This is a genomic window from Inhella proteolytica, assembly GCF_016093275.1.
Classification (GTDB): domain Bacteria; phylum Pseudomonadota; class Gammaproteobacteria; order Burkholderiales; family Burkholderiaceae_C; genus Inhella; species Inhella proteolytica.
Genome location: NZ_JAEDAK010000003.1, coordinates 162881 through 189635 on the forward strand (window position 1 = coordinate 162881; position 26755 = coordinate 189635).

The window sequence follows — 26755 nt, forward strand, 5'->3', positions numbered from 1 at the left end:
GTGTCCGCCCGCCCCGAACTGCGCGCCATGAACGCCACCGACGCCCTGCTGCAACTGCCCCAGGAAGCGCTGGAACGCGCGCTGCTGGCCCGCTTCACCGAAGAGAAGCTGCTCGATCTGTTCAGCCAAGGCGCACTGTTCGGCACCGTGCACACCTGCATCGGCCAGGAGCTCAGCGGGGCGCTGGTGGGCCGGCATCTGCGCGCGGGCGACACGGTGTTTTCCAACCACCGCTGCCACGGCCACTTCCTGGGCGTGCACCGCGATGTGGAGGCCTTGATTGCCGAACTGATGGGGCGCAGCACCGGGGTGAGCGGCGGCATCGGCGGCAGCCAGCACCTTTGCCGCGAGGGCTTTCATTCCAACGGCATCCAGGGCGGCATCGTGCCCGTGGCCGGCGGCCAGGCCTGCGCGCACAAGCTGGCCGGGGGCGAGGCGGTGGCGGTGGTCTTCATCGGCGACGGCACCCTGGGCGAAGGCGCGCTGTACGAGGCGCTGAACCTCGCCAGCAAGTGGGAGCTGCCGCTGCTGGTGGTGCTGGAGGACAACGGCTACGCCCAGAGCACCGCCCAGCAGGAAACCCTGGCCGGTGGCATCCAGGCCCGCGCACAGGCCTTCGGCATCGAAACCGCCGAGGCCGACACCTGGCACCCCCTGGAGCTGGATGCGCAGCTGGAGGCCTTCATCCAGGCCATGCGGCAAGACCGCCGGCCGCGCTTTCTGCACCTGCGCACCTTCCGCCTGAAGGCGCACAGCAAGGGCGACGACACGCGGGCGCGCGAACTCGTCAGCCCCTTCGAAGAGCGCGACCCGCTGAACCAGCTGCTGGCCAGCGGCCGCGCGGAAGCCCTGGTGGAGCGCCTGCGCGCCGAGGTGCAGCAGGCGGCCGATGCCGCCGCCCAGGCCCCGCACGCCACCGCGCCGCGCCTGCCCGCAGCGCCCACGGCCCAAGCCTGGCAGGCCGCCGAGCTGGGCGCTCCGCGCCGCCTGGTGGCCGCGCTGAACGAATCCTTGAGTGCGCTGCTGGACGAAGACCCGCGCGTGCTGCTAATCGGCGAGGACATCGAATCGCCCTACGGCGGCGCCTTCAAGGCCACCAAGGACCTGAGCGCCCGCCACCCCGGCCGGGTGCGCAACACGCCGATCTCCGAGGCCGGCATCGTCGGCCTGGGTTCCGGCCTGGCCCTGCAGGGCTGGCGCCCGCTGGTGGAAATCATGTTCGGCGACTTCCTCGGCCTGGCCTTCGACCAGCTGCTGAACCACGCCGCCAAGTTCCGCGCCATGTACGACGAGCAGGTGCGCTGCCCGCTGGTGGTGCGCACGCCCATGGGCGGCGGGCGCGGCTACGGGCCCACGCACAGCCAGAGCATCGAGAAGCACTTCCTGGGCATGCCGGGCCTGCGCGTGCTGGCGCTGAACCCGCTGACGCGGCCGGATCAGCTCTACCCCGCCCTGCTGCAGCAGGACGACGCCTGCCTCGTCATCGAGAACAAGCTGCTCTACGGCGAGCTGCTGGGCGCCCCGCTGCCCGCGGGTTGGGAGCTGTTGCACAGCGCCGGCGCCTTCCCCTGCGCCTGGCTGCGCCCGCGCGCCGCGCGCGTGGACATCACCCTGCTGGGCTACGGCGGCATGACGCCGCTGCTGCTGCAGGCCTGCGAGCGCCTGTTCAACGAACACGATCTGATCGCCCAGGTGCTGGTGCCGATGCAGCTCTACCCCTTCACACCCGCCCAGTTGCACGAGCCGCTGGCGGCCGCACCGGCCCTGCTGGTGGTGGAAGAAGGCCAAGGCTTTGCCGGCTTTGGCGCCGAACTGATCGGCCAGCTGGCGGAAGGCGGCGCCCTGCCCCGGCGCTGCCGCCGCCTGCACGCGCCGCCCACCTGCATCCCCGCCAGCGGGCCGCTGGAAAAGGCCCTGCTGCCTTCGGTGGATGGCGTGCTGGCCGCGGCGCGGGAGCTGTGTGCATGAGCGCGCCCTATCTGCAGCGCACCCCGCGCATCAACACCAACGACGACCAGGTGCAGCTGGTGGCCTGGCGCGTGGCGCCGGGCGATTACGTGGAAGCCGGCGAAGAAATGGCCGACGTGGAAACCACCAAGGCCGTGGTGGCCGTGGAGGCCGAGCGCAGCGGCTATCTGAGCCCGCTGGTGGCGGTGGGCGAGATCGTGGCCGTGGGCGCGCCCCTGGCCTGGATTGCCGACACCGCCGATGCGGTGCGGAGCGTGCCGGAGGCCGAGGCGGTGGAGCCTTCAGTGGAACCGGCGCCAGCGCCGGTCTCCGCACTCAGCATCACGCCCGCCGCGGGCGGCATTTCACTGTCGATCCAGGTGCCAGCCGCTGTGGCGACGGCACCGGCCACCGAGCTGGGCAGCAGCCGCCTGTCCCCCGCTGCCCAACGCCGCGCGCAGGAGCTGGGCCTGGGCGCCGAGCAACTGGCCGGGCGCGGCCTGCTGACGCTGCGAGACATCGAAGCGCTCGCCAGCCCGGCGCCCACCGCGGCCGCAAAGCCCGTGGCGGGCCCCGCGCCCAGCGGCGGCCAGCCGCTCAGCCTGGCCAAGCGCGCCGAAGCCGCGGCGCTGCAGCTGGGCGCCCAGGGCGGCGTGGTCAGCCACCTCACCGTGCAGTTCCCGAGCAGCGGCATCCGCCGCCGCCTGGAGCGCGACGGCCTGTTCGACGGCCAGCCCCTGCCCCTGATCCTGTACGAGCTGGCGCGCCTGCTCGGCCAATGGCCGCAGCTCAACGCCTGGTGTGATGGCGAGCGCGTTTACCCCCACCCCGAGCTGCGCATCGGCCTGGCGCTGGACCTCGGCCAGGGCCTGAAGGTGGTGCAACTGCCCGGGCTGGAACGCCAGCTGCCGGCGCAGATCCATGCCCTTGTGCAGGAGGCCGCCCAACGCTACCTGGACCAGCGCCTGCGCCCCGAGGAGCTGGAGGGCAGCAGCTTCAGCGTCACCGACCTCAGCAGCCTCGACGTGCTGCAGTTCCGCCCGCTGATCAACGGCCGCCAGTCGGCCATCCTGGGCATCGGCGGCGACAGTCAGGCCCCCGGCTGGCCCATGAGCCTGACCCTGGCCTTCGACCACCGCTGCAGCAACGGCCGCGAGGTGGGCCTGTTTCTGCAGGCCCTGCGCGAACGCTTGCTCGCCTACGCCGAGCCCGAAACTGCCCCCGCTCCGGCTGCTGACGCCGGCGCCAGCCTGGCCGCCGCGCTGCGCGGCCTGCAGGGCTGTGACCTCTGCGGCATCCCCCGCGAGGCCTACTACCGCGACTTCGGCCGCTACGCCTTCCTGCACGCCTATGTGCGCCCCGACGGCAGCCTGGGCGCCGCCTGCCACCGCTGCACCAGCGGCACTGCATGAGCAACGACTTCCTGACCAACTTGCTGGCGCGCATGACGCGCCGCAGCAGCATTTCCGAAGAAGCCACGCTTGCAAGCCTGGGCCTGAGCCGCTCCTTCGGCCTGGGCGCCCTGCGCGCGCAGCTGGAGGCACAGCTGGGCCGGCGCCTGCCGGTGCTGCAGCCCAATCTCAGCGTGGCCGCGCTGCGCGCCCTGCTGGCCACCGAGGGCGCTGCACCCGCAGCTGCCGCTGCACCGGCAGAGGAGCCAAGTGCTCCAACGCCGTCAGGCGGCGCCCTGCCCCTGGGCCTGGGCATGGACGTGCAAAGCCTGGACAGCCTGCCCGAGACCGACGACCTGCGCGCCCACCCGGTCTACGCGGGCCTGTTCACCGCCGCCGAGATTGCCGGCGCCCTGCTCAAGCCCGAGCCTCGCCGACACCTCTGCGGCCTGTTCTGCGCCAAGGAAGCGGCCAAGAAGGCGCACCCGCTGCTGCTGAACCTGCACCCGCTCGAGCTGGAGATCCGCCACGACCCCGCGGGCCGGCCCTTGCTGCGGTTGGGCGACGCCAGCCCGGCGGCGGCGCGCGCGCTGCGCAGCCTGGTGGCGATCACGCATGGCAAGGATTTCTCGGCGGCGACGGTGGTGGTGTTTGGCTGAGGTGGGCGTGCACGCCGGGTGGACCACGTGACGCCATCCAGACGCTAGAACAGGCGCGGTTGCATGCATGCGGCCGTGCGGGCCAGCAATGAGAATGCCGCAAGCCCTGAGCCATCCCATGTTGCGGAGAACGACGAGTTGAGCCCATCCGCCAAGGCCCCCACCGCCGTTGGCCTGTACCTGGCTGGCGTGCAGTTCCTGTTTGCGGTCGGCTGGATCGTCTACGTGATCTATCTGCCGGCGCTGGCTGAGCAGGCCGGACTGCCCAAGTCGGCCGTGCCCTGGCTGCTGCTGATGGACCAGCTGGTTTTCGTGGTCTGCGACCTGGCCGTGGGCGTCTGGTCGGACCGGGCGGCAGGCGTGCTGGGTCGTATCGGCTGGTGGATCATCGGCGTCACTCTGCTGTCTACCGTCGCCTTCCTGATGCTGCCCTGGGTCGCGCCGCGGGGATCAGCGGGCCTGTTCGTGGCAATCACCGCGCTCTGGGCGGCCTCCAGTGCGGCACTGCGGGTACCGCCCTTGACTCTGCTGGGCCGTTATGTCGCCAAGCCCGCCGTCCCCTGGCTGGTGAGCCTGGTGTTGCTGGGCACGGGCATCGCGTCGGCCATCGGCCCCTACCTGGGCTTGACGCTGAAAGGGATCGACCCGCGTCTGCCGTTCGCTCTGGCCGGGTTGTCGTTGGCCGCCATCACGGCCGGCATGGTGTGGGCCGAGCGCATGCTGTCCCAGCAGAAGGCCGCCGTATGGGCGCCGGAGTTGGAGACCGTGGCGTCGCCACCGGCCTTGCTCACCGCACGCGCTGGCGTGGCGCCATTCCCGGGCTTCCTGCTGGCAGCCCTGCTGGCGGCGACCGCCGCCCAGATGCACACCAATTTGGTAGCCGCGCCGCTGTACCTTCGCCATGCGCCCTCAACCATGCTGCCGTTGCTGTTGCCGGTGTTCTGGGTCGGCTTCAATCTGGCGCTGATGCCGGCGAGCCTGGCCGTCAAGCGCTTCGGTGCCTTGCCGGTGTTGGCCGGCAGCATGCTGGTGGCCGCAGCGTGCAGCGCGGGAGCCTGGAACGCCACCGCGCTGGAGGCGCTGGTGCCTGTTCAGGGCCTGGCCGGCGCGGCATGGGGCGTGAGCCTGATGAGCGGGTTTTCGGCCGCCGTGTTCTTCGGTCAAACGGGCCGCGAAGGCTTCACGGGAGGCGCACTCAATTCCGCCCTCGCAGCGGCGGCGCTTTCGCGCATCGCCGTGGTCACCTTCGTCGCGCCGGCACCGGTGGTGGCCGCGCAGTGGGGCTGGGTCCCGGCCCTGCTTTTCACCTTGGGTGCGGCAGTTTTGTGTGCCATCTGGCCGCGCAGCCGCAGCGTTTGATCCATTCACGGCGCCTTGTCATGGACCGCCAGTTTGGAGATCGTTGCGCTCAGCGGCGTCGCTGCTCTGCAGTTGCCAACCACGGACCGCAGGAGCTCCGGAGCCTTCAGAGCGGGCTTCGATAGCGCTCCCTTGGCCGGTGCTCTGCCGCTCATGCGGATGAACCTGCCGCCCGATCAGCCAGCCGCCACACCATCCGGCGCGGCGGCGCGCTCGCGCAGCAACTCCTGCACCCCTTCCAGCGCCCGCCCCTCGTCCTCCGCCAGATCCAGCGCAAAGAACTCCGCATGCTGGCGCACCCACTCAAAAGGCTGATCCCACCAGGCCAGTTCCAGCAGGGCCGCGCGCAGCTTCTCGCCGAAGCGAAAGCCCATAAGCCGCGCCGGGTTGCCCTGGTAGATGCCGTAGGGCTCGGTCTGCAGGCCGGCGGGCACCAGGCTGCGGGCGCCGATGACGCTGCCGTTGGCGATCGTGACGCCACCGAGCAGCATGGCCTCGTCGCCGATCCAGAGGTCGTTCTGCAGCACGGTGTCGCCATGCTGGGGCGGACGCGGCACGCGCACGCCGCCGCCGCCAAACATGGACATCGCGGCCGAGCGGGTTTCGTGCTGGCCGTTGAGCAGGAAGCGCAGGCGCAGGCCGCCGCGCACATGGCGGCCGATCAACAGGCTTTGCTGATTGCCGTCGTACTTGGCGATGGAGCCGGGGCCGAGGATGGAGTCGCGGCCGATCTGGAAGCGGCCCCAGGGCGCCTGGCTGATGTCCTCGTCGTGGTTGTTGCGGAACAGGCCCTTGGGGATGTGGCTGCTCAGCCCATCCTGGTAGCGCAGCACGGTGAAGTGGGCGGCGTCGGGGTGCTGCTCGTCGATGCCCAGGACGTTGGATTCGGTGAGGATCTGCATGGTCAGTCAGCCTGGTGATCGGAGAAGGTAGCCGTTGACCCATTCGTAGAGCTCGGGCCGGCCGCGCAGGGCTTCGAAGCGCGGCGCGAAGGGCGGCGCGGCGTCCAGCAGGCCGGCGGGCAGCTGCAGCTTCTGGCGCTTGTAGCAGGCAAAGCCGGCGCCCATGAACAGGGCTTCCATCTGCGAAGGGCGCAGGCCGTTGATGGCGTCGAGCACGCCGTCGAACAGGCATTGCAGCGGGTGCAGGCTGCGGTCGAAGTAATGGCGGTGGTCGACGAAGTCCACGGTGTGGAAAGCCCAGCCGCCGGGCTTGAGCAGGCGGCGCTGCCAGGCCAGGGCGCCGGCCAGGTCGTCGATGTGCTCCAGCACGGAATTGCTGAACACCCAGTCCAGCTGCTGTTCGGGCAGGGCCGCGGGGCGCTGGAACAGGCTCACGCCGCCCAGGTCCACCCGCTCGGAGCGGCCCTGGTTCAACTCCTCGATGCGCTCGGCCAGGCGGTGCAGGTCCAGGCGCGCCAGCCGGGCCTTCAGCTCGGGGGCGGGCGGGCTGTCGGGGAAGCAGCGGAAGCGCTCGGGCTCCCGCGCCACGGCGCGCTGCAGCTCCAGCAGCGCAGCCTCGGCGAACTCGGGCTGCACGGCAAAGGGCTCGTAGGCCCAGGCCTCGCCCACGCCATTGGCGTGCAGCAGGGCGGCCGTGCTGAGGGGGTAGAACAGGCCGGCGCCCAAGTCCAGCACGCGCTGCTGGGCGCGCGCGGCGGCATCGAGCGCCAGGCCCTGGCTGTGGGCCGCCTGCAGCAGGGGCAGCAGCTGGCCGAGCACGGCCAGGGGTTCGCTGGGGGCCAGCTTGCCGCGCTGGCCGGCCTGCGCGTCCACCAAGAGCTTGGCCTGGGTGGCCAAGTCACCGTTGTCGGCCGCCCGGCCCACCGGCCGGCGGGCGGTGCGCCAGGCGGGCAGTTGCTCGGGCTGCAGCAGGCCGGCGCTCACCAGGGCCTGCAGGGCGGGCTCGGGGTCGGGCGCGAACAGCAGGTCCAACACCGGTGCGAGAGGCTGAGATTGCAGCGCGGGGTGCATGGGCATGGCTTTAGCCTAGCTTCACAGTTTGGCCAAGTTCGGGGCGAACCAAGCTCGCTTCTTTTCGGCAGTTCCGGGGCGAGCCCGATCAAGCCGCCAGCCATGCATGGACTTCATCCGCCTTGCCTTGCTGCAGCAGAAGCCAAAGTCGAAGCGCTTGTTCATGATTGACGCCGACGCGCTGAATCCTCGGCCGTCCTGGCTGTGAAAGCGTTACGACGCCCTTTTCATCCACGATGACCGTGCAGTCCTTTTCATCCGTGAGCCATGTGTCCGGATGCTCTTCATCGGGAACCGACAGCTCTACAAGGGCGGCCTTCATTTCTTCGAGGCTCGGATTGGTGGGACCACCGCCCCAACGAGTCTCCAGATAGGTATCTACCGCCGCCGCTGCGCCTCTCTTCCGTGGAGGAGGCGCCGGTGGCGGTGGTGCCGTGCAGTACGGGCAGAACTCTTGCGAAGCGGGTCTTGCCTTTCCGCAGGCCCTGCAAACTTTCGAGCTGACCATTTGAACCCTCAGCCCTGCACGTAGCGCTGCTGACTGAATCCCTCCCGCGCAAAGCACAGGATCGGCTGGCGGTATTTACCCAGCGGCAAGGTGGCCAGGGCCTGCAGGGTCCAGCCGGCGCGCAGCGCGGGTTCGGGGTCTTCGGCCAGGTAGGCGGGGTCGGGGTAGACGATGCCGGCGTACTTCAGGCCGCTGATCTGTTCCATGGCCTGGATGCGCTGCACGCCGTAGATGCGGTGGGCGTTGAAGTGCGTCAGGTCCTGGCCGGTGGGCACGGCGGCGGTGCACAGGCCGGTGGGCTTCATGCACTGGGCCATCAGCTGGAAGGTGAACAGATCGCCCAGCGGCGTCAGGCGGTCGCCGTAGCGGCCCAGGCCGCTGTGCTCGATGCTGCTGTAGCTGAGGATGAGGTCGTAGCGCTCGCGGTGGGCGTCGAGATCACCGATGAACTGGTCCCAGGTCAGGGTGCGCAGATTCGCCTGCGGCGGCTCGGTCCAGTGGATGGGGCGGTACTCCACCGTGGTGATCTCGGCCGCGCCGCCGAGCGCGCAGAGCAGCTCGATCCAGAAGGTCTCGGAGCCGATCACCAGCACCTTGCGGCCGGCGATGTAGCCGCGCATGGTGGCCATCTGGCTCCAGGCCTCCGGGTAGGGGCAGATGCGCTTGAAGATCTCGCGCGGGAAGTTGGCGAAGGGGATGGCGGCGAGCTGGTTGAACACCGCGCCGTCCCACTTCAGCTCGGGCTGGCCGCTGTAGCTGTTCATGAACAGGCGTTCCATCAGCGGGATGCGGTAGCCCAGGCTCTCCCAGTAGAAGAAGTCGGGCGGCAGCTGCTCGGGGGTGAGCGGGCCGGCGGGGCCGTTGTCGGTGTCCAGCGGGTAGGCGGCACCACCGCGCGGCATCAGGGCGCGCACGCGGGCTTCGAACTGCTGCTTGGCGGCGGCCAGGGCCGGGGGTTCTGCCTTGGCCGCTGGTGCCGCGGCCAGCGCCGGCGGTTCACTGCCTGCGGGCCATTGGTCTTGCGGCGCGGGCAGGCCCTGCAGCACGCCGTGCAGGTGGCGGGCGATTTCCGAGAAGGTGGAGCCGGGGTGGAAGACCACCAGCTGCACGCTGGCCAGCAGGTAGATGTCGACCAGCGCGTCGATGCCGTGCTCGCGCGTGATGGTGTAGCTGTCGGGGTCGCTCCAACTGGTCTTGCCCTCCTGCAGCTGCAGGTGCAGGCGGTCGGGCCGGCTTTTCAGGCGCGCGCCGTAGCGTTGGCGCAGGCCGGCCTCGAGTTCGGCGTCTTCGGTGGAAAGGAAGAACTCACCCTGCGGGATGCGCTCGTCGATCAACGCGCTGTAGGTGGCCAGGGCCTCCTTCATGTTGAAGTCGGTGCCGCGGGCGTGCACGGCCGGGGTGCTGGGGCTCAGGCCCAGGCCGGCCACGGTGCCGAGCACCTTGTCGCGCACGGCGGGGTGCGGCTGCAGGCGGCGCAGGGCCTCGATGCTGGCCTGCTTGGGCAGGCCCAGCAGGTAGTTGTTGTCATAGACGATGACGACATCGGCCGCTTCGTCCAGGCGCAGGGCCTGGGCATGCTCGAGGCGCGCGCCGCGCTGGGCCAGGCCCAGCAGCTGCGGGCGCTCGTGGCGGCTGGCCTCGCGCTCCACGCCGTGGCCGGGGCCCTTCTCGGTGAAGAGCGCGGTGCGGGCGGGGTCGAGCGCGGCGATCTCGGCCAGGCTGATCGCTTCGATCGGCGTGGTGAAGAGGTCGCTCCAGGGTGTCAGGCAGCCGTTGGGGGTGATGTCGTCCCAATAGACCTTGAGCTTGCGGCCGGTGGCCTGGCAGTAGGCCAGGGCCGAGGCCAGCGGGCGCAGGCGGTTGCCCATGCCGCTGGTGCAGTAGGCGATGTAGAGCTTTTCGGTGGCGGGCATGGGGGCGACGGAGGATGGAGCGGGGGCTGGCGCGGGTGCCGCCTTCGGAAGCTTGGGGTCGTGCAGCCAGTTCAGGGCCAGCAGGGTGTTGGGCAGCGGGGCGTCCAGCTCATCATGCTGGCTGGGGTGGGCGGCCACCAGGGTGTGGGCCTGCAGGGCCTGGCCGAGTTGGCTTTCGAGTGCGTGCAGGCCGGCGGCATCCGCGCTGGAGGCCAGGGCCATCAGAAGCAGGCCCTGGGTGGGGTTCAGCCCTTCCTGCACGAAGCGCAGCGCCGCGCCGGCCAGCGGGCCGGGGCAGCCGAGCACGAGCACGAGGTCGAAGCGGCCGGCGTCCGGGTGCAGCTTGGCGCGGCCGCTGGCGAGGTCGGCGGCGGTGATGTCGCAGCGCGTGCCCTCCCAGGCGCCCAGGAAGCCGGCCAGCACGCGCACGGCAGCGTCCAGTTCCTCGGGCAGGTAGCGGGCGGGCAGCTTGGGGTCGTCCACCCGCACCGGCATCACCAGCAGGCGGCCGCCCTGCTTGCGCAGCGGCTCCAGCAAATCATCCAGCGGCTGGGCCAGCTGGCGGCGCGGCGCCACCTGGCTGCCCAGGCTGGCGCCGTAGCGGTAGCTCAGCCACTCCAGGATCTGCAGGCGGCGGGCGTGCTGGCGGCCGTCGTGCCGGCCCTTCTCTTGGAAGTGGCGGCGTGGGTCGCGCTGGGCGGCTTCGTCGTGCCGGTAGCGCCAGCGGTAGCGGGTGGCGTCGAAATTGGCCAGCACGCGCGTGGGGGCGATGTTGGGTGTGTTGTGCAGCCAGGGGCAGTCGTTCTTCAGGCCGGGCCAATAGTCCACCGGCTGCGGGGTGAGCACGCGCGCCAGGTCAAAGCTCATCTGATCGCGCTTGCCGTAGAGCAGGAACTGCTCCCACCAGATCTGCCCGAAGCGGCGCAGCTGCGCGTGGCCGTGGTTGGCGCGCAGGATCAGGGTGCAGGTGGAGAGGCCCTGCACCTGCTCCAGCCAGCCCTTGGCGCGGTAGAAGTCCAGCTGCTCGGCCAGGCGATCGACGCGCTCGTAGCCCAGCTGCACGATGGCCTCGGCCTCGGTCAGCAGGTCGTCGCGGTTCGAGTGGCGGAAGCAGCGCAGCAGCGCTTCGCTGGCTGCCGGATCGTGCGCGCCAAACAGGTCGGCCTGCGTGGGCAGGCGCGAAAAGCGCACGATGTTGTCGATGTACAGGCTGTGCGCCCACTCCCCCAGGTACTCGTGCGGCAGCATCTTGGGTCGGCGCGAGCTGCGTTCGGGCGGCAGCGGTTCCTGCAGCAGGCGCATCTGCCAGCGCGGGCTGCGCAGCGCGGGGTCGTCGGTGAAGCAGACCCAGTCAAATTCCAGATCGGACTGCAGGGCCGCACCCGAAAGACCTTCGAGCGGGTCGCCCAGCGGCTCCTTGGAGCCGGTGAGCACGGTGTAGACGACGATGCGGGGCATCGGCCGAGACTACCGCAGCAGTTCCAGGACGCCCTTCCCCATCGACCCCATCATGGCCACGGCCTGCTGGGCGTCGTAGAGCGCGTTCACCTGCGCCACGCGCAGGCTGTAGTAGTCGGCCTCGGCGCCCATCACGTCAAACAGCGAACGCCGGCCCAGTTGCTGCCACTGCTGCAAGGTGGCGCCGCGCAGCTGCTGGCTGGCGCGCAGCAGCTCGGCGATGCGGCGCGCGCGGTCCAGGGAGTTCTGCGCCGCATCGTGTACCTCGGTCAGGCGCCAGTGCTTGGCTTCCAGCGTTTCGTCGCGCTGCAGATTGGCGGCCTCGGCGCGGCGGCGGGCGGCGTCGCGCTGCGGGGCATCGGTGGCGCGGAACAGCGGAATGCTCACCTGCACGCCGGCGGTGTATTCGCGGTTGTCGCCATTGCCGCGCGCCAGATTGGCGTTGGCCAGCCAGCTGACCTGGGGCTTTTGGCCGGCGCTCACCGAATCGGCCAGGCGCTGCGCGGCCAGGGCCTGGGCATTGGCCTGAGTGACCTCGGAGGAAGCCAGCAGCTCCTTCTGCATCTGGCCCAGATCGGGCAGACGCGCCAGCACGGCCGAGAGGCTGGCCACCGGCGGCAGCGGGTCGCCCAGCAGGCGGCGCAGCCGGGTCTCGACACCGCGCAGCTGGTCCTGCGTGGCCACCAGGGCCAGCTCGGCCAGTTGCTGCTGCTTCTGGGCCTGCACCAGCTCGCTGGCGCGGCCGCGGTCCAGTTCGGTGATGGTTTCCAGCGCCTCCACCAGGCAGGCCATCTTGCGGATGTACTGGCCGTAGACCTGCAGCTGCAGCGTGAAGCGGCTGCGCTCCAGGCTGAGCGAGACGGCTTGCAGCGCGATCTGCTCGGCCTGACCCTGGCGCGCGGCCTGGGCGGCCTCGGCCAGTTGGCGGCGCCATTCCACCAGCTGCTTGCGCTGGCCCCAGTCCCACACCGGCCCGGCCGCCTGCAGGGCCACGCGAGCTTCGGCACCATCAGGCTGGCGCACGCTGCGCACCGTGCTGGCCACGCCGAATCCGGACAGGCTCAGCTGCACCTGTGGCAGCCCGGCCAACTCGGCCTCGCGCAGTTCGTCGGCGGCACTTTGGGCCAGCAATTGCGATACGCCCACCTGGCGGCTGCGCTGCATGGCGGTTTCCGCCACCTGCACCAGGTAGGCGCGCGGGTCGGTCTGCGCCATGGCCGTGTCGGCCGCGGCGGCGGGCTCGCGCTTCAGGCGCAGCTGGTCGTCATCGCCACAGCGGGTGGCCGGCATGGCCGGCTCGGCCACGGCCGCAGCCGGGGCCTTGGCGCGCACCGGCGCCTTGGCCTTGGGCCGAGCGGCCTGCAGCGGCGCCGCGCTCAACGCCAGGGCCAGCAGCAAGCAAAGGGATCGGGCAGTGGGCGTGGCAGGCATGGGGATGCAGCGGCTGCTGAACTCGCAGGAACACAGGCGGCATCACACCAGAGGCCCGGCTGGGGCTTGAGGAGGAAAAGCGGGGTTTTGGGCGGCTTGATGTCAGTCGCACCAATGCTGGCAGGCAAAGGCAACCGGGTTCAGCCGGTTCGAGAACCAGCTGATGGGCCACCAGTCATCCTTCGGGTTGCTGATGTTCATGCCGGTCTGCGGATCGTTGATCAGGACCTCCGCGTCGTTGCCGGAACCGCGCACGCCGCGAAGCACCACGATGTGCTTGTGGCCCTTGGCGTAGGTGCCCGATACCCAAATGGGCCCATAGCTTTGCAGCTTGCCCTCGATGGCGTCGGCGTCCCGAAAGCCCGTGTAGGTGCTGGACATCAGGCCCAGCGCCGTGCGGCAGGCCAGGAACTGCGAATCGAGGATGCCGTCCCGCCGCATGATCTGGTGGTTGGGCAAGCTCTCGGCCATTTCCTGCGGCCGGCCCTTCCAGGCCAGCAGCATCTTGTAGGCGGCCAGCCAGCAGGTCTCGTAGGTCTTCTGGGGGATATAGGGAACGTTGGGAACGATGTAGTCACTCATGGGTGTCTCCAGGCTGGTCAAGGGGCCGAGGGCCATTCGGTCCGCCAAGCCCCATCAACCTGGGCCCGACGCACCCACGTTCGGGCTTGAAGCCCGACGCAGGCGGGAAACATCTTGATGCACCCGCGCAGCCATCCATCACCGGGCGTTGCGCCCACCCCCGCTTGAGGGGCGCCAGGCGATACGGAAGCATGCGTAGTTTCACTACGTTTCCAAGGGAATGCACGCTCGAAAAATGTAGTTTTGCTACTTATCCTGCCGCTCGATTCAGCATCGACCGGAGACCAAGATGGGCTGGCTGAGCTTGCGCGGGCATGCGCTGCGGGTACGCGATTGGGTGGTGGCAGGCGGCGTGGCGCTGGCCCTTACGGCCTGTGGGGGAGGCACCGAACCCGGCCCCTTCGTGCAAAAGCGCCAGGCCAGCGCCGCCGAAGCCCCAAACCCCACGCTGGGTGACGGCCCGTTCCAGACGGTGCTGCAGCCGGTGCCCCCGCAGGTAGGCACGGGCGGCGGCGGTGCCGCCACCACGCTGACCCTCCACTACCAGCGCAGCGACGGCAACACCGCCGGCTGGCAGGTGCACAGCTGGGGCGCCGCGGCCGACCCCGGCTGGAACCAGGGCCACAACCCCGTGGGGCAGGACGGCTTTGGCGCCGTGTACGAACTGCCCCTGGTGGCCGGCAGCGGTTCGGTGGGCTATCTGTTCCACAAGGGCGACGACAAGGACCACGGCGGCGCGGACCAGAGCTGGACCCTGCAGCCCGGCAAGAACGAGATCTGGCGCCGCCAGGGCGATGCCAGCACCTACACCAGCCCCCCGGCCGGCCCCGGCCAGCCGCCGGACCTGCACACCGTGCGCGTGCACTACAAGCGCCTCGACGGCGCCTACAGCGCCTGGGGCCTGCACCTGTGGCCCTGGAACGGCATGGACGTGGCGCGGCTCCCCGCCGGCCTGGCCATCAACCAGTGGAATGCCGCCGTGGGCTTCGAGCAGATGCCCGGCTACGCAGCCGGCAGCGGCGAGCTGGTGTTCGACATCCCGGTGCTGAACCCGCGCCAGGACGCCAGCCGCGAAGCGCTCGAATTCATCATCCACGGCAAGGCCCCGAACGAGAACGACAAGGATGGCCGGCCCGACAACATCCGCGTGGCCTACGCCGGCCTGCGCGCGGTCGAAGGCGTGGCCTCCATCTGGCTGGTGCAAGGCGACGCCACCGTGTACCTGGCGCCGCCGGACCTGCGCCGCGTCTCCAGCACCGATGCGCGCGCCTACTGGCTGGACCCGCAGCGCATCCAGTGGCCCGCCCATGACGGGCGCGGCACCGTGAAGATCCACTACTCCGCCAGGGGGCAGCTGGTGGTGGTGAAAGACGAGCCGGTGCGCGGCAGCGATGCCAGCGTGGCGCTGGAGCCCGACACCAGCGCCCTGCCCCAGCCCCTGGCCGAGCGCTTCGGCTGGATTGGCGCCGGCGCGCGCTTCCGCCTGCCTGATGCCATCCTGCCCAGCCTGTGGATCGGGCTGCAGGGGCAGCTGCTGATCGTGGAAGAGGACGATCAGGGCCGGGTGCAGAACGCCACCAGCCTGCAGACGCCGGGCGCGCTCGATGCGCTGTACGCCCCGGCCGGGGAACTGAACGACCTGGGCGCGCAGGTGAGCGCGGAAGGCGCCCGCTGGCGCCTGTGGGCCCCCACGGCGCAGCGTGTCACCGTCTACGTCTACCCGAGTGCCGGTGCGCCCGCCAGCCAGGCCATCGAAGCCCGTTTCGACCCCGCCACCGGCAGCTGGGTGGCCAGCGCCACCGGCGATCTCCGCGGCCAGTTCTACCGCTACGGCGTGGAGCTGTTCGTGCGCGGCGTGGGCCTGGTGCGCAACCTGGTGACGGACCCCTACAGCGTGTCGCTCAGCGCCGATGGCCGCCGCAGCGCGCTGGTGGACCTGGCCGACGCCCGCACCCAGCCGCCCGGCTGGGCCGGAGTCAAGCCGCCGCAAACCGTGGCCGCTGCCACCGACATGAGCATCTACGAGCTGCATGTGCGCGATTTCTCCGCCAGCGACGCCAGCGTGCCCGCCGCCCTGCGCGGCAAGTTCGCCGCCTTTGGCGAGCGCAGCAGCGCCGGCATGAAGCACCTGAAGGCCCTGGCCGACGCCGGCCTGACCGACGTGCACCTGCTGCCCGTCTACGACTTCAGCAGCGTGCCCGAAACCGGCTGCAGCACGCCCAGCCCTGCCGGCGGCGCGGCGGATGAAACCCAGCAGGCCCTGGTGGCCGCCACCCAGGGCAGCGACTGCTTCAACTGGGGCTACGACCCGCAGCACTTCAACGCCCCCGAGGGCAGCTACAGCAGCGACGCCAATGACCCCTTCGCCCGCGTGCGCGAGTTCCGCACCCTGGTGCAGGGCCTGCACCAAGTGGGCCTGCGCGTGGGCATGGACGTGGTGTTCAACCACACCAGCGCCAGCGGCCAGAACGAGCGCTCGGTGCTGGACCGCATCGTGCCCGGCTACTACCACCGGTTGAATGCCGAGGGCGGCATCGAGCGCAGCACCTGCTGCGAGAACACCGCCACCGAGCATTTGATGATGGCCAAGCTGATGAGCGACTCGGTGCTGCTGTGGGCGCGCGAGTACCAGATCAGCTCCTTCCGCTTCGACCTGATGGGCCACCAGCCGCTGGCGGCGATGGCGGTCATACGGGCCCGCCTGAAGGCCGAGCTGGGCCGCGAGGTGCAACTGCTGGGCGAGGGCTGGAACTTCGGCGAGGTGGCCGACAACCGCCGCTTCGTGCAGGCCAGCCAGCTCAACCTGGCCGGCAGCGGCATCGGCAGCTTCAACGACCGCCTGCGCGACGCCGTGCGCGGCAGCAGCTTTGGTGAAGGCAACAGCTTCGTCGGCAATCAGGGTTTCGTGAACGGCGCCTTCTACGACCCCAACCCGCAGGGCGGCGGCAAGACGCGCGGTGACCTGCTGTGGGCGGGGGATCTGATCAAGGCCGGCCTGGCCGGTTCGGTGCGCAGCTACGAGTTGCAGACCCACTGGGACGCGCAGCAGCGGCTGGATCAGCTGGGCAACCAGGTGGTGGGCTATGTGGCCGAGCCCGGCGAGGTCATCAACTACGTCGAGAACCACGACAACCACACCCTGTTCGACCTCAACGCCTTCCGCCTGCCGCCCGGCACCAGCCGCGGCGACCGGGCGCGCGTGCAGATCCTGGCCGCCGCGCTCAACACCTTCGCCCAGGGCGTGCCCTACTTCCACGCCGGCGTGGACACCCTGCGCAGCAAGAGCCTGGACCGCAACAGCTACGACGCCGGCGACTGGTTCAACCGCCTGGACTGGAGCTACGCCGACAACTTCTTCGCCACCGGCCTGCCGCTGAAGGGCGAGAACCAGGCCAACTGGGCGGTGGCGCGCCCGCTGTTGCAGGACGCCGGCATCAAGCCCACGCCGGCCGAGATCGCCTGGACGCGCGACGCCTTCCGCGACCTGCTGAAGATCCGCGCCAGCACCACCCTGCTGCGCCTGCGCACCGCCGCCGACATCCGCGAGCGCCTGCGCTTCCACAACACCGGCTCGGGCCAGGTGGCCACCGTCATCGCCGCCTCCATCGACGGCAGCGCCTACCCCGGCGCGCGCTATGCCGAGCTGCTGTACTTCGTGAACGTGGACAAGCAGCCGCAGCAGCTGCAACTCGATGCATTCAAGGGCAAGCAGCTGCAACTGCACCCGGTGCAGCAGGCAGCCTCGGCGGCCGATGCCCGCGTGCGCCAGGAAGCGCGCTTCGATACCGCCAGCGGCCGCTTCACGCTGCCGGCCCGCTCGGCGGTGGTGTTTGTGCGGCATTGATCACGAATGGCGCCGGCGGGAGAGCCTGGCTTGCCCAGAAGCGAGGCGGATTAGGGGTCGGCTCGTAACAGGTGCGCAGACGGTGCGGCATAGGATCGCCGCCCTGCTCTTTCGTCCACCATGCCGCCGCCCCGCAAAACCGCCCCGCCCAGCGCCGCCACGCCCGCGCAGCCGTCCCAGGCCGGCGGCTTTGCGCAGCTGGTGGCCAGCCTGAGCCAGAGCGCAGCGGCCAGCAGCACACCGCGGCGTGCCCGCACGCGCAAGCCCCCCGAGCCCCCGCCCGGCCCCCTGGCCGAGCAGCTGCTGCAGGCCGAACAAGCCAGCCGCGAAGGCCGCCTGGCCTTCACGCAGCAAACCTGCGAGCGCCTGTGGCCGCAGCTGCAGGCCGAGGGCACGGCCGAGCAACAAGGCCTGTGCCAGCACCTGCTGGCCCTATGCCTGCAGTACGCCGGCCGTCTGCGCGAAGCCGTGCAGGCGGGCTACGCCGCCCTCGCCTGCTTCGAGCGCTGCGCCCCCCGCCCCTGCCCGGTGCGCCTGTTGCGCGGCCTGGGGCTGCACTCCGTCTCGCTGGCGCGCCTGGGTGCGCAGACCGAGGTGCGCCGCCTGTTTGAGCGCGCCGCCACGCTGCTGCCTGGCATCGAGGCCGAGCGTGAGCACTGCATCTTCTGGAACAACGCCGGCGCCGCCCTGCACGAGCTGGGCGAGCTGGACGCCGCCTGTTCGGCCGCCGAACAGGCGCTGCGCCTGCTGCCGCCGGGCGAGCCCGGACTGCGCGCCATCTGCCAGGCCAATCTGCAGCACTACCGCCTGCAGAAGGCGCTGGAGCGCGAGCACAGCCCCGCCCTGCGCCCGGCGCTGCAGGCCATGTTGGAGGGCATCGACGAGCTGGCCCGCGACGGCCAGCACCATCTGCTGACCCGCACCGCCGAACGCGCGGCCGAAGCCCTGCAGCGCCTGGGCGAGAACGAGCGTGCGCTGGCCCTGCTGCAGCGCTGCAGCGGCTTGGTCGAACGCGCCGGCCTGGGCTCGGACCGCGGCGTGCTGGAGCTGAACCTGGCCCGGCTGGAGCGCCAGGCCGGCCGCCACCGCAGCGCCGCCGCCCACATGGCGCTGGCGCTGCAACTGCTGGCCGACAGCCCCGAACTGGAGCGCCAGGCGCAGGCCCATCTGGAGCAATCGGCGCTGGCCGAGGCCCAGGGCCACTGGCGCGCGGCGCTGGACAGCTTCAAGCGCCACGCCGAGGCACAGATGACCCTGCTCAAGCGCCAGGCCGAGGGGCGCGATGCCGTGCAGGCGGCCTGCCTGGCGCTGCAGGCGAGCGTGGGGCCGGGGGGCGGCTCGCTGCCGGGCTGAGGGCTCAGCCGCTCAGTTCGCGGTCTTCTGGAAGTACTTCTGCAGGCAGGGCGCGTTCAGCATCGCCAGCTTGCGCGCATACATCGTGCTGAAGGCATCCACCGCAATCTTGGGCGCGTTCAGCGGGTCGCAGGCGGCGCCACCAAAGCCCCAGATGTAGTCGTCAAACACCAGCACGCCGCCCACGCGCAGCAGGCGGAAGGCCAGCACGGCGTCGCACAGCACGTCGGGCGCCTGGTGCGAGCCGTCCACGTAAGCGAAATCGAAGTAGCCGGCCTTGCCCTCGACCAGCAGCTTGGCCAGCTGCCCGTCGCTGTAGCCCTTGTGCTTGTGCACCACCACGGGGTGCGCGGCGGCGGCGCTGGCCTTGGCCACATTGGCGTCGAAGCGCTGCTCCACCGCGCCCATGTTCAGGCCGGCGTGTTCCATGCCGCCTTCCCAGGTGTCCACGCAGTGCAGCTCCAGCGCCTGTTGGGCGCCGAGCTTGTCGATCAGGTAGCAGACGCTGGCGCCCTCGAAGCTGCCGATCTCCAGGATGCGTGCCGGCTTGATGCTGGGGATCAGCGCTTCCCACACCGGGCGTGCGCCCATCTCGAACCAGTTGTTGGACAGCTCGTAGCGGCTCGCGGTGTCGGACATGGCGGCTCCAGAAAAGGTCGCCGCATTCTCAGGGGCCGCGCGGCCCACCGAAGGGCCGCGCAGGCCGGTGGAAGCGGGGCTTTTCAGCGCTCGCGCAGGGCTTCCTGGCTCTTGAGCATCGGCCGGACCAGGTAACTGAGCACCGAGCGCTCACCGGTGCGGATGTCCACCGTGGCCGCCATTCCGGGGATCAGCGGCAGCTGCTTGCCCTTGAGCTTCTTGAGCGTATTGCGCTCGCTCACCACCAGCACGCGGTAATAGCCGGCCTCGGCGCTTTTTTCGGATTCGCCCGCGGCATCCGGGCTGATGTAGTCCACCCGGCCCGACAGCCCGCCATAGATGTTGACGTCGTAGCCCGAAAGCTTGACCTCGGCCTTCTGGCCGATGCCGACGAAACCGATGTCGCGCGGCTTGACGCGCGCCTCCACCAGCACCCGCCCGCCCATGGGGGCGATCTCGAGGATGGGCGCGCCGGTGGTGACGACACCGCCCACCGTGTTGATCTTGACGCTGCGCACCACACCATCCACCGGGCTGGTGAGCACGGTGCGCTTGAGCACATCATCCTTGACGACCATCTGCTCTTCGACGGCGGCCAGGTCGTTCTGCACCCGCACCAGTTCGCTGCTGGCTTCCTGGCGGAAGCGGTTGATGCGCTCCTGCCGCGCCACCTGCATCTCGCCCAGCTGGCGCGTCAGGCGCATCACCTCGACATTGCTCATCAGCCCCTGGGCCGCCATCTGGCGCGCCACGGCCAGCTCCTTGTTCACCAGGGCCATGGAGTTGGACATGCCCGCCAGGGTCTCCTCCAGCAGCTTGCGGCGGCTGCGGAAGGACTCCAGCTCGGCGTCGGTGAACTTCTTGGCATCTGCCAGCTCGGGGGGGAACTTGGGCTCGCTGCCGTTGGCCTCGGCGCGCAGCCGGGTGGCCGTGGCCAGCAGGGCCAGGCGGCGCACCTGGCCTTCGTTCTGCGCGGCCTCCATGCGCGTCGGGTCCAGGCGCACCAGCTCCTGGCCCTTGGCCACCAGCTCGCCTTCCTTGACCAGCAGCTCGCCCAGCAAACCGGGCTCGAGCGAGGAAATGATCTGAATCTGCCCGTCCGGCACGATGCGGCCTTCGGCGCGCGCCACCTCATCCACTTCGGCCAGCGAGGCCCAGACGATGAAGCTGATCACCAGCGCCAGCATCAGGTAGAGCACCCAGGTGGAGCGCGGCAGGGCCTCGTCCACCTGCGCGGCAGCCAGCGGGCTCAGGAACTGGCCGTCCTTCGGGCCCAGACCGCTCACTGGACCACCCTCCGGTCACTTCGTGACCACCTCCCCGAGGGAGGCCGTGCGGGAGCGCTCATAAGGTCGAGGACTTCGCCACCGGCTGCGCAGTGGGATGGATGCGCACCTTCTGGCCCTCGGCCGCCTCGGCGCCTGCCGGCGGACGGGTGCCCGAGAGGGCCGCCAGCACGGCATCACGCGGCCCATCCATCACCACGCGGCCGGCATCCACCACCACGATGCGCTGCACCAGCTCCAGCACCGCCGGGCGGTGGGTGACGACGATCAGGCTACCTTGGCTGGCCGCCATCGCATCCTTCAGCTGGCGCAGGAACTGCAGCTCGCTCTGGGCGTCCATGCTGCTGGTGGGTTCGTCCATCAGCAGGATCTGGGGCTTGTGGACCAGGGCACGCGCCAGCGCCACCAGCTGGCGCTGGCCGCCGCTGAGCTGGCCACCCATCTCGCCCACGTTCAGGTCCCAGCCCTGCGGGTGGCCAGCCACCACGCGGTCCAGGCCGGTCAAGCGCGCCACTTCGGCCAGGCGGCTCGCGTCCATGTCGCCGCGGCCCATGGTGACGTTGTCGCGCAGCGTGCCGTTGAAGAGTCGCGGCTCCTGGCCGACGAAGCCCATGCGGGCACGGAACTCAGCCGGGTCGATCTGGCGCAGGTCCACGCCGTCCAGCTCCACCGCGCCCTCGGTGGGCTGGTAGAGGCCGGCGAGCAGGCGCAGGATGGTGCTCTTGCCCGAGCCGATGCGACCCAGCACGGCCACCCGCTCACCCGGCTCGAACTTCAGGCCCACCGCCTTGAGCACCTTGGGCGGGTTGCCGTCCACACCGGCCGGCAGCGGGTAGCAGAAGCCCACGTCGTTCAGCGCCAACCGCCCCTTCACGTCCTTGAGCGGCACATAGGCACGGTGCGCCTCGCGCTCCTGCGGCTTGGCCATCAGCTTGTTCAGCGCCATCAGGCAGGCCTTGGCGCCCTGGTAGCGCGTGGTCAGCGAAACCAGGGACGACAGCGGCGCCAACGCACGGCTGGCGAACATCACCGCCGCCACCAGCGCACCCTGGGTGGTCTGCCCGTCCTTGATCAGGTAGACGCCCCAGACCAGGATGATCAGCGTGATCAGCTGCTGCGCCGTCATGGTCAGGTTGTTGGACAGGGCCATCAGCGTGCGCGAGCGCAGCGAGGCCTCGGCCGCGACCGCCGTGGCGGATTCGTAGCGGCGGATGAAGCGGCCCTGCGCACCCGAGGTCTTCAGGTCTTCCAGGCCTTCCAGCGCCTCCACCAGCGTGCCCTGCAGGTCGGCCTGCTCCTGCTGGTGCGCTTGCTGCATGCGGCGCTGGCGCGACTGGATGAACCAGGTCAGGCCGAACAGCACCGGCACGGCCAGCGCCAGCACCCAGCCCAGCGGCCCCGCCACCACGAAGGTGATGCCGATGAAGACCAGCACGAAGGGCAGATCGGACACCACCGACAGCGAGGCCGAGGCGAAGAAGTCGCGCACCACCTCGATCTGCCCCAGCTGGTAGCCATAGGCGCCAGCCGATTCGGGCCGGTGCTCCATGCGCACGCCCAAGGTGTGGCGAAACAGCTTGGAGCCGACGATCAGGTCGGTCTTGCGGCCGGCCAGATCGATCAGATGGCTGCGCAGCTGACGCGCGAACAGGTCGAAGGTCAGCGCGATGGCGCCGCCCACTGCCAGGGTCCAGAGCGTGACGGTGGACTGCGTGGGGATGACCTTGTCGAAGATCACCGAGGTGATCAGGCCGATCGCCAGCAACAGCACATTGGAAAGCAGCGCCGCCACCATGGATGCCCGGTAGTAGGGTGTGAAACGCTTCAGCGTGCCCCAGAGCCAGTGTTCGTCGCTGCCGGCCAGCAGCTGCTCGGCGCGACGCTCGCTGGCGCTTTCCAGCTTGGGTGTGGCCACCAGCAGGAAGCCGCTGTACTCGGCCGCCAGTTCCTCGGCCCCGGCCTGCACGGCCTGGCCGTCGCCGTCCGGGAACACCACCTCGTAGCGGGCCGGGCCTTCGCCATCGAGCTTGCGCACCAGCACGCAGGCGTCGCCCTCGCCCAGCAGCAGCACCGCCGGCAGCAGCAGCGGGTTGATCTCGGAGATGCGCTTGGGCAGCAGGCCGGCGTTGTAGCCGCTCTCGCGCAGGATGCGCAGGGCCTGGTTGGGGGTGACCAGTTCGTCGACCGGCTGCTCGGCACGCAGGCTTTCGGGCGAGCGCGGCTTGCCGTGGAAAGCCGTCAGCCAGGCCAGGCATTGCAGCAGCGGGTCGCCGCGGCCGGAGGCACCGGCGGGCGCCTTGGCTTCGTCCTTGGGCGGGGTGTAGGCCGGCGCCACCTGCAACGGCGAGCGCCCGCCGCGCGGGCTGGCGCCGCGCGGTGGCTCGTCGAAGAAGGGATCCGGCTTGTCAGGCATTCACGGCAATCGGTGTCAATCCAAGGCCCGCAGGGGCAAACCTGCGCGCGCCTGGGTGGCCAAATGGGCGAACTGGCGTTCTATATCGCGCACGATGGCCGGAATGTCAAACAGCGCGCTCTGCCGGCCCTGCTCGCGCAGGTAGCGCTTGTAGGAAGCGGCGCGCGCCGGGTTGCGGCCGATCTGGATGGCCAGGCGCTCGTAATCGGCCAGGGTGTCGGTGATCAGATCGGGCAGGCCCACGGCCGTGAGCAGGCTGCCGCACATGCGGCTGATGTAGCTGCGGCCGGAAAGCGTGAGGATGGGCGCGCCGGCCCACAGGCAGTCGCTGGCGGTGGTGCCGGCGTTGTAGGGGAAGGTGTCGAGCACCAAATCGGCCAGCGCGAAGCGGGCCAGGTAATCGTGCGGCGGCACGCGCGGGGCAAAGATCAGGCGCTGTTCGTCCACTCCGGCGGCGCGGGCGGCGGCCTTCAGATTGGCTTCGCACCAGCGGTTGTCGGCCAGCAGCCAGAGCACCGAGCCGGGCACCGCCAGCAGGATGCGCATCCAGGCGGCCCACATGGCCTCGCCGATCTTGTGGTTGTTGTTGAAGCTGGCGAACACGAAGGCGCCCTCGGGCAACTGGTACTGCGCGCGGGTGGGCGGCGCGCCCATGGGGCGCTTGCGGTCACTGACCTGGTAGCAGGGCCCGATGTAGAGCGGCTTTTCGCTGCAGTACTTCAGATAGTCGGGCTGCATCACGTAGCGGTCGGCCAGGATCCAGTCCACCCCAGGCACGGCCGAGGTGGCGGGCAAGCCGAGGTAGGACACCTGCACGGGCGCCGGGCGGTAGGCCAGGATGTCCGGCCGGGCGCCGTTGGTCAGGCCCTGCAGGTCCACCAGCACGTCCACGCCATCGGCGGCAATCTGGCGCGCCGCGGCCTCGGCCTCCACCCCATGCAGGCTGACACGGCGCTCAAACCCGGCCTTGAGGCGCTCACGCAGCGGCGTGCCGTCTTCCTTGCTCCACTCGTAGGCGATCAGCTCGAAGCGGCTGCGGTCGTGCAGTTCGTAGAGCTCGGCCGTCAGCAGGCCCACGGCATGGGTGCAGAGGTCGCCGCTCAGGTAGCCGATGCGAAAGCGCCCCTGGCGCTGCGCCGGGCCGTGCAGCTTGTGAAAAGGCGCACCGGCGTACTTGACGACCTTCTCGAACACGAAGCGCTGGGCGGTGAGCAGTTGCAGCGCCGGGTCATCGCTGGCGCTGAGCATGGCCAGCAGCGAGGTGTAGGTCAGCAGCTGGTTCTCGGTCACTTCGCCGACGGTGCGGTAGACCGGCCACTCGCACTGCTTCTGGCGGATGTGCACGTAGTGCTGGATCACGTCACCCTGGTCGGGCTTGAGCTCCAGGCTGCGCACCATCAGCGCCTCGGATTCGTCATAGCGGCGCAGCTGTTCCAGCAGGCGCGCGCTGTTCTTCAGCGCATGCAGTTGCAGGTCCAGCTTGTGGGCGCCCACGGTGTCCAGTTGCTCGATGCGGTCGTAGACCTCGCGCCAGGCGGCCAGCGCCTCGTCGTTGCGACCCAGGTGCTCGTACTGGTGCGCCAGGTTCAGGCGGGCCTGGGCGAAGTCGGGCTTCTCGGCCAGGGCCTGCAGGTAGACGGCCTGGGCCGCCTCATGGCGCCGCAGATTGCCCAGCAGCGTGCCCCAGTTGAAGGCGGCCACGGCGCGGTGGGCGGTGGGGTGGCCGGTGTGCGACAGCCAGGCCTCATAGAGCTGGGCGGCGGCCTCGGTCTGGCCCTGGGCCTGCCACTGGCCGGCCAGGCCCATCAGCTCGGGCAGGTTCAGGCGGCCCTGGCGGGCAGCCTCGATCGAAGCTTGCGGCTCGGGCAAGGCGGCAGGTTTGGCGAGAGGCACGACTTTGGGCACGGCGGATCCTGGGCAGAGTCCCGGGATTGGTCATGTTATGAGCGGCTATCGGGCGGCCGGGTGCGAAATGGAGGGTCAATGCCCGCCTGATTGCCCCACCGCACCCCAAACCGCGCGGAAACGTGCGGAAAGTCGCTGCCGGTGCTGAACCTGGCGCTCAGCCAGCCGCCAGCGCGCGTTCGCGCAGGGCCGCGTGCGCCTGCGTGTAGGCCGGCAGCGGGCCCAGGTGCACGGGGTCCAGCTGCAAGCGGCTGGCGGCGCCGAAATAGACCTCGCAGTCCCACACCCGCCCATCCTCCCCGCGCACCTGCAGGGGCTGGCGGCGGTACCAGTCCGGGCGCTCGATCTGCTCCAGCTCGTCCATGCGCGCCAGGCCGGCGTCATCCACGCGGTACAGCTCCCCGGCCACCGGCTCGCCCTGCCCCGGGGCGTTCACCAGCCAGGGCAGGTGGTTGGGGCCAACGACGTACAGCGGCAGCGCTGCCACGGTGTGGAACACCCCGGGCAGGCGCTCGCCATGATTGATGTGGTGGTTGCGGAAGCCCTGCTTCAGGGTGCCGTAGACAAAGATCAGATGGCTCATGAAGCAGGAGCGTAGCCGCAGGCGCCAGCCGCTCAGCGATTGCGCAGCGTACCCAGCACCACCCCACCCTCACCCACTCGCTCCACATTGGCCAGTTGCAGCGCGCGGCGCGGCGCTGGAGCGGTGGAACGCACCACCAGGCGCAGGGTGTAGCTGGCCTTGGGCAGGTTCTTGGGCAGCTTCCAGCCGGCTGAAGCGCTCTGGCTGCTGCCGCCGCCCAGGCTGGTGCGCAGGTTCATGGCCAGGTTGCCGCTCCAGGCCACGGTGCCACTGGCGTTCACCAGCTCCGCACGCAGCTGCCAGGGTTCATAGGCGGGCGCGTTGCCCAGGTTCTGCACCTGCGCCGTCAGGTTCAACTGGCCGGTGCTGCTGAGCTTGACCGTGGCGGACTGCAGCGCATAGCGGTAGCCGGCCTCGCGGCCCAGCATCAGCAAATCATTGCGCTCGGCATCGGTCAGCGAGGCCCAGCGCTGGTCGCGCGGCACGCTGGAGGCGAAGTTGCCGTTGCCGATGCTGGAGACATGGAATTGCGCCGCCTGCTGGCGCGCGGCCGCCGGGTTGTTGACCAAGTCACCGCTTTCGAACGGGCAAAACTCCGCCACGAAGGGGGCTGTCTGCCAGCGGTTGGAGAACATCGCCCAGTCGGTCGGGTGGTGGGTCCACTGATCGAAGAAGCTGGCACGGGCCAGGCAATCCACGCGCAGGCCCACCGGCTTGAGCGTGGTGGTCTGCTGGTTCAGGCCGTAGTTCAGCGCCACCCGATTGCTGTAGAGCGCAAACATCACCTGCTGCACGTCCGGGAAGGCCTGGAAATGCATGTCCGCAAAGGCGCGCTTGCTGGCTTCGGTGGCGGGCAGGATGCCGGCCGGCGCCTGGGCGTAGAGCGCGCTGTGCAGCGCCCACTCGCCGTACTGGCCGTAGAGGCCCACATCGATCCAAGCGAGGTCATGGCGCTGCGTACCCATGGCCTGGGCCAGGGCCTGCAGCAGGGCCCGGGCGCGCTCCTGCAGGTAAGGGTCGTTCCAGTCCGGCACGAAGGTCAGGCCGGTCTGGGCGGCGTCGTCATCGGCCCAGAAGCCGCAGCCGGCCTGGCAGGAGGGGTGATTGACCAGGTAGCTGGGCAGGTAGACCTGGCCGTCGTCGTACCCAGCCATCATGCGCAGGCGCAGCGCGAACTTGCGGCCCTCGCTGCGGGCGGTGGCCAGTTCGGCCAGCAGGCCGCTGAAGTTGTAGACGCCAGGGCTGGTTTCCAGGTCACGCCACTGGTAGCGCTGGTAGGCCTCGAGCGCACGCTCGCTCTGCGGCACCAGCTCCACACCGCGCCAGCGGTGGTAGCCGCGCAAGGGGTTGACGGTGTTGTCGCTGGCCAGGGGGATGGCCTGATAGGCGGTGCTGGTGTTGACCGGGTCCCAGGCGGCCTGGGCGGCCTGGCTGCCAAGGGCCAGGGCGGTCCCCAGCAAGGTGTGCATCCATGCGCGCATCGCGTGCTCCTGTGGAAGGGAAAGAGGAAG

The 26755-nt window shown here is 70.2% G+C and carries 18 protein-coding genes; 6 read left to right on the forward strand and 12 right to left on the reverse strand.

Annotation, left to right across the window (positions count from 1 at the left end):
* The 4 genes from I7X39_RS05845 (at nucleotide 1) to I7X39_RS05860 (ending at nucleotide 5356) form a co-directional block, all read left to right on the forward strand.
* Nucleotides 1-1968: a dehydrogenase E1 component subunit alpha/beta gene (locus I7X39_RS05845; protein ID WP_198110045.1), complete on the forward strand. Its 1968-nt coding sequence runs from the start codon at nucleotides 1-3 to the stop codon at nucleotides 1966-1968.
* The gene (locus I7X39_RS05850) at nucleotides 1965-3359 is read left to right on the forward strand and encodes a 2-oxo acid dehydrogenase subunit E2 (protein WP_198110046.1); all 1395 of its coding nucleotides are present in this window, start codon (nucleotides 1965-1967) and stop codon (nucleotides 3357-3359) included. The genes I7X39_RS05845 and I7X39_RS05850 overlap by 4 nt, the downstream gene beginning before the upstream one ends.
* Complete coding sequence (locus I7X39_RS05855) at nucleotides 3356-3997, forward strand: 4'-phosphopantetheinyl transferase superfamily protein (RefSeq protein WP_198110047.1); 642 nt, start codon at nucleotides 3356-3358, stop codon at nucleotides 3995-3997. Before I7X39_RS05850 ends, I7X39_RS05855 begins: the two co-directional genes overlap by 4 nt.
* 63 nt (nucleotides 3998-4060) lie before the next feature.
* The gene (locus I7X39_RS05860; protein ID WP_198110048.1) at nucleotides 4061-5356 is read left to right on the forward strand and encodes an MFS transporter; all 1296 of its coding nucleotides are present in this window, start codon (nucleotides 4061-4063) and stop codon (nucleotides 5354-5356) included.
* Between the two features lie 176 nt (nucleotides 5357-5532).
* Here the strand turns inward: I7X39_RS05860 and I7X39_RS05865 are convergent, their stop codons facing one another.
* The 6 genes from I7X39_RS05865 to I7X39_RS05890 all read right to left on the reverse strand — a co-directional run bounded on the left by I7X39_RS05865 (nucleotide 5533) and on the right by I7X39_RS05890 (nucleotide 13221).
* Entirely contained in the window at nucleotides 5533-6258 is a 726-nt protein-coding gene (locus I7X39_RS05865) for an LbetaH domain-containing protein (RefSeq protein WP_198110049.1), read from the reverse strand.
* Between the two features lie 6 nt (nucleotides 6259-6264).
* Nucleotides 6265-7335: a methyltransferase domain-containing protein gene (locus I7X39_RS05870; RefSeq protein ID WP_198110050.1), complete on the reverse strand. Its 1071-nt coding sequence runs from the start codon at nucleotides 7333-7335 to the stop codon at nucleotides 6265-6267.
* Nucleotides 7336-7417: 82 nt separating this feature from the next.
* Entirely contained in the window at nucleotides 7418-7651 is a 234-nt protein-coding gene (locus I7X39_RS05875) for a hypothetical protein (protein ID WP_198110051.1), read from the reverse strand.
* Nucleotides 7652-7845: 194 nt separating this feature from the next.
* Nucleotides 7846-11208, reverse strand: coding sequence for a DUF268 domain-containing protein (locus I7X39_RS05880; RefSeq protein WP_198110052.1), 3363 nt, complete (start codon nucleotides 11206-11208; stop codon nucleotides 7846-7848).
* Nucleotides 11209-11217: 9 nt separating this feature from the next.
* Nucleotides 11218-12606 (reverse strand): TolC family protein, encoded by a 1389-nt coding sequence (locus I7X39_RS05885; RefSeq protein WP_198110053.1) that lies wholly within the window; start codon nucleotides 12604-12606, stop codon nucleotides 11218-11220.
* A gap of 135 nt (nucleotides 12607-12741) precedes the next feature.
* On the reverse strand, nucleotides 12742-13221 hold the full coding sequence (locus tag I7X39_RS05890) for a papain-like cysteine protease family protein (protein WP_198110054.1): 480 nt from the start codon (nucleotides 13219-13221) through the stop codon (nucleotides 12742-12744).
* A gap of 289 nt (nucleotides 13222-13510) precedes the next feature.
* On the opposite strand from I7X39_RS05890, the gene I7X39_RS05895 reads away from it, so the two are divergent.
* Together I7X39_RS05895 and I7X39_RS05900 are read left to right on the forward strand one after the other, a co-directional pair.
* Nucleotides 13511-17065 (forward strand): alpha-1,6-glucosidase domain-containing protein, encoded by a 3555-nt coding sequence (locus I7X39_RS05895; RefSeq protein ID WP_198110055.1) that lies wholly within the window; start codon nucleotides 13511-13513, stop codon nucleotides 17063-17065.
* Between the two features lie 120 nt (nucleotides 17066-17185).
* Nucleotides 17186-18418 carry a tetratricopeptide repeat protein gene (locus I7X39_RS05900; protein WP_198110056.1) on the forward strand — a complete coding sequence of 411 codons (1233 nt, stop codon included), beginning with the start codon at nucleotides 17186-17188 and terminating at the stop codon, nucleotides 18416-18418.
* A 12-nt stretch (nucleotides 18419-18430) separates the two neighbouring features.
* On the opposite strand, the gene I7X39_RS05905 is transcribed toward I7X39_RS05900, so the two are convergent.
* The 6 genes from I7X39_RS05905 to I7X39_RS05930 form a co-directional block, all read right to left on the reverse strand.
* Complete coding sequence (locus I7X39_RS05905) at nucleotides 18431-19057, reverse strand: class I SAM-dependent methyltransferase (protein WP_198110057.1); 627 nt, start codon at nucleotides 19055-19057, stop codon at nucleotides 18431-18433.
* 83 nt (nucleotides 19058-19140) lie between these two features.
* Complete coding sequence (locus I7X39_RS05910; RefSeq protein WP_198110058.1) at nucleotides 19141-20343, reverse strand: HlyD family type I secretion periplasmic adaptor subunit; 1203 nt, start codon at nucleotides 20341-20343, stop codon at nucleotides 19141-19143.
* Between the two features lie 58 nt (nucleotides 20344-20401).
* Nucleotides 20402-22756 carry a type I secretion system permease/ATPase gene (locus tag I7X39_RS05915; protein ID WP_198110059.1) on the reverse strand — a complete coding sequence of 785 codons (2355 nt, stop codon included), beginning with the start codon at nucleotides 22754-22756 and terminating at the stop codon, nucleotides 20402-20404.
* Between the two features lie 15 nt (nucleotides 22757-22771).
* Nucleotides 22772-24661: an O-linked N-acetylglucosamine transferase, SPINDLY family protein gene (locus tag I7X39_RS05920; protein ID WP_310739880.1), complete on the reverse strand. Its 1890-nt coding sequence runs from the start codon at nucleotides 24659-24661 to the stop codon at nucleotides 22772-22774.
* 157 nt (nucleotides 24662-24818) lie between these two features.
* A complete protein-coding gene (locus I7X39_RS05925; RefSeq protein ID WP_198110060.1) occupies nucleotides 24819-25244 on the reverse strand; it encodes a gamma-glutamylcyclotransferase family protein in 426 nt (141 codons plus the stop codon).
* 32 nt (nucleotides 25245-25276) lie between these two features.
* On the reverse strand, nucleotides 25277-26725 hold the full coding sequence (locus I7X39_RS05930; protein ID WP_198110061.1) for a DUF4832 domain-containing protein: 1449 nt from the start codon (nucleotides 26723-26725) through the stop codon (nucleotides 25277-25279).
* Nucleotides 26726-26755: the final 30 nt, after the last annotated feature.

Bases quoted from the DNA above. Each gene is read 5' to 3' on its own strand.
- I7X39_RS05880 (WP_198110052.1), bottom strand. From the start codon at position 11,208: ATGCCCCGCATCGTCGTCTACACCGTGCTCACCGGCTCCAAGGAGCCG.
- I7X39_RS05855 (WP_198110047.1), top strand. From the start codon at position 3,356: ATGAGCAACGACTTCCTGACCAACTTGCTGGCGCGCATGACGCGCCGC.
- I7X39_RS05865 (WP_198110049.1), bottom strand. From the start codon at position 6,258: ATGCAGATCCTCACCGAATCCAACGTCCTGGGCATCGACGAGCAGCAC.
- I7X39_RS05870 (WP_198110050.1), bottom strand. From the start codon at position 7,335: ATGCCCATGCACCCCGCGCTGCAATCTCAGCCTCTCGCACCGGTGTTG.
- I7X39_RS05900 (WP_198110056.1), top strand. From the start codon at position 17,186: ATGCCGCCGCCCCGCAAAACCGCCCCGCCCAGCGCCGCCACGCCCGCG.
- I7X39_RS05925 (WP_198110060.1), bottom strand. From the start codon at position 25,244: ATGAGCCATCTGATCTTTGTCTACGGCACCCTGAAGCAGGGCTTCCGC.
- I7X39_RS05890 (WP_198110054.1), bottom strand. From the start codon at position 13,221: ATGAGTGACTACATCGTTCCCAACGTTCCCTATATCCCCCAGAAGACC.
- I7X39_RS05930 (WP_198110061.1), bottom strand. From the start codon at position 26,725: ATGCGCGCATGGATGCACACCTTGCTGGGGACCGCCCTGGCCCTTGGC.
- I7X39_RS05905 (WP_198110057.1), bottom strand. From the start codon at position 19,057: ATGTCCGACACCGCGAGCCGCTACGAGCTGTCCAACAACTGGTTCGAG.
- I7X39_RS05850 (WP_198110046.1), top strand. From the start codon at position 1,965: ATGAGCGCGCCCTATCTGCAGCGCACCCCGCGCATCAACACCAACGAC.
- I7X39_RS05860 (WP_198110048.1), top strand. From the start codon at position 4,061: ATGCATGCGGCCGTGCGGGCCAGCAATGAGAATGCCGCAAGCCCTGAG.
- I7X39_RS05895 (WP_198110055.1), top strand. From the start codon at position 13,511: ATGGGCTGGCTGAGCTTGCGCGGGCATGCGCTGCGGGTACGCGATTGG.
- I7X39_RS05915 (WP_198110059.1), bottom strand. From the start codon at position 22,756: ATGCCTGACAAGCCGGATCCCTTCTTCGACGAGCCACCGCGCGGCGCC.
- I7X39_RS05875 (WP_198110051.1), bottom strand. From the start codon at position 7,651: ATGAAGGCCGCCCTTGTAGAGCTGTCGGTTCCCGATGAAGAGCATCCG.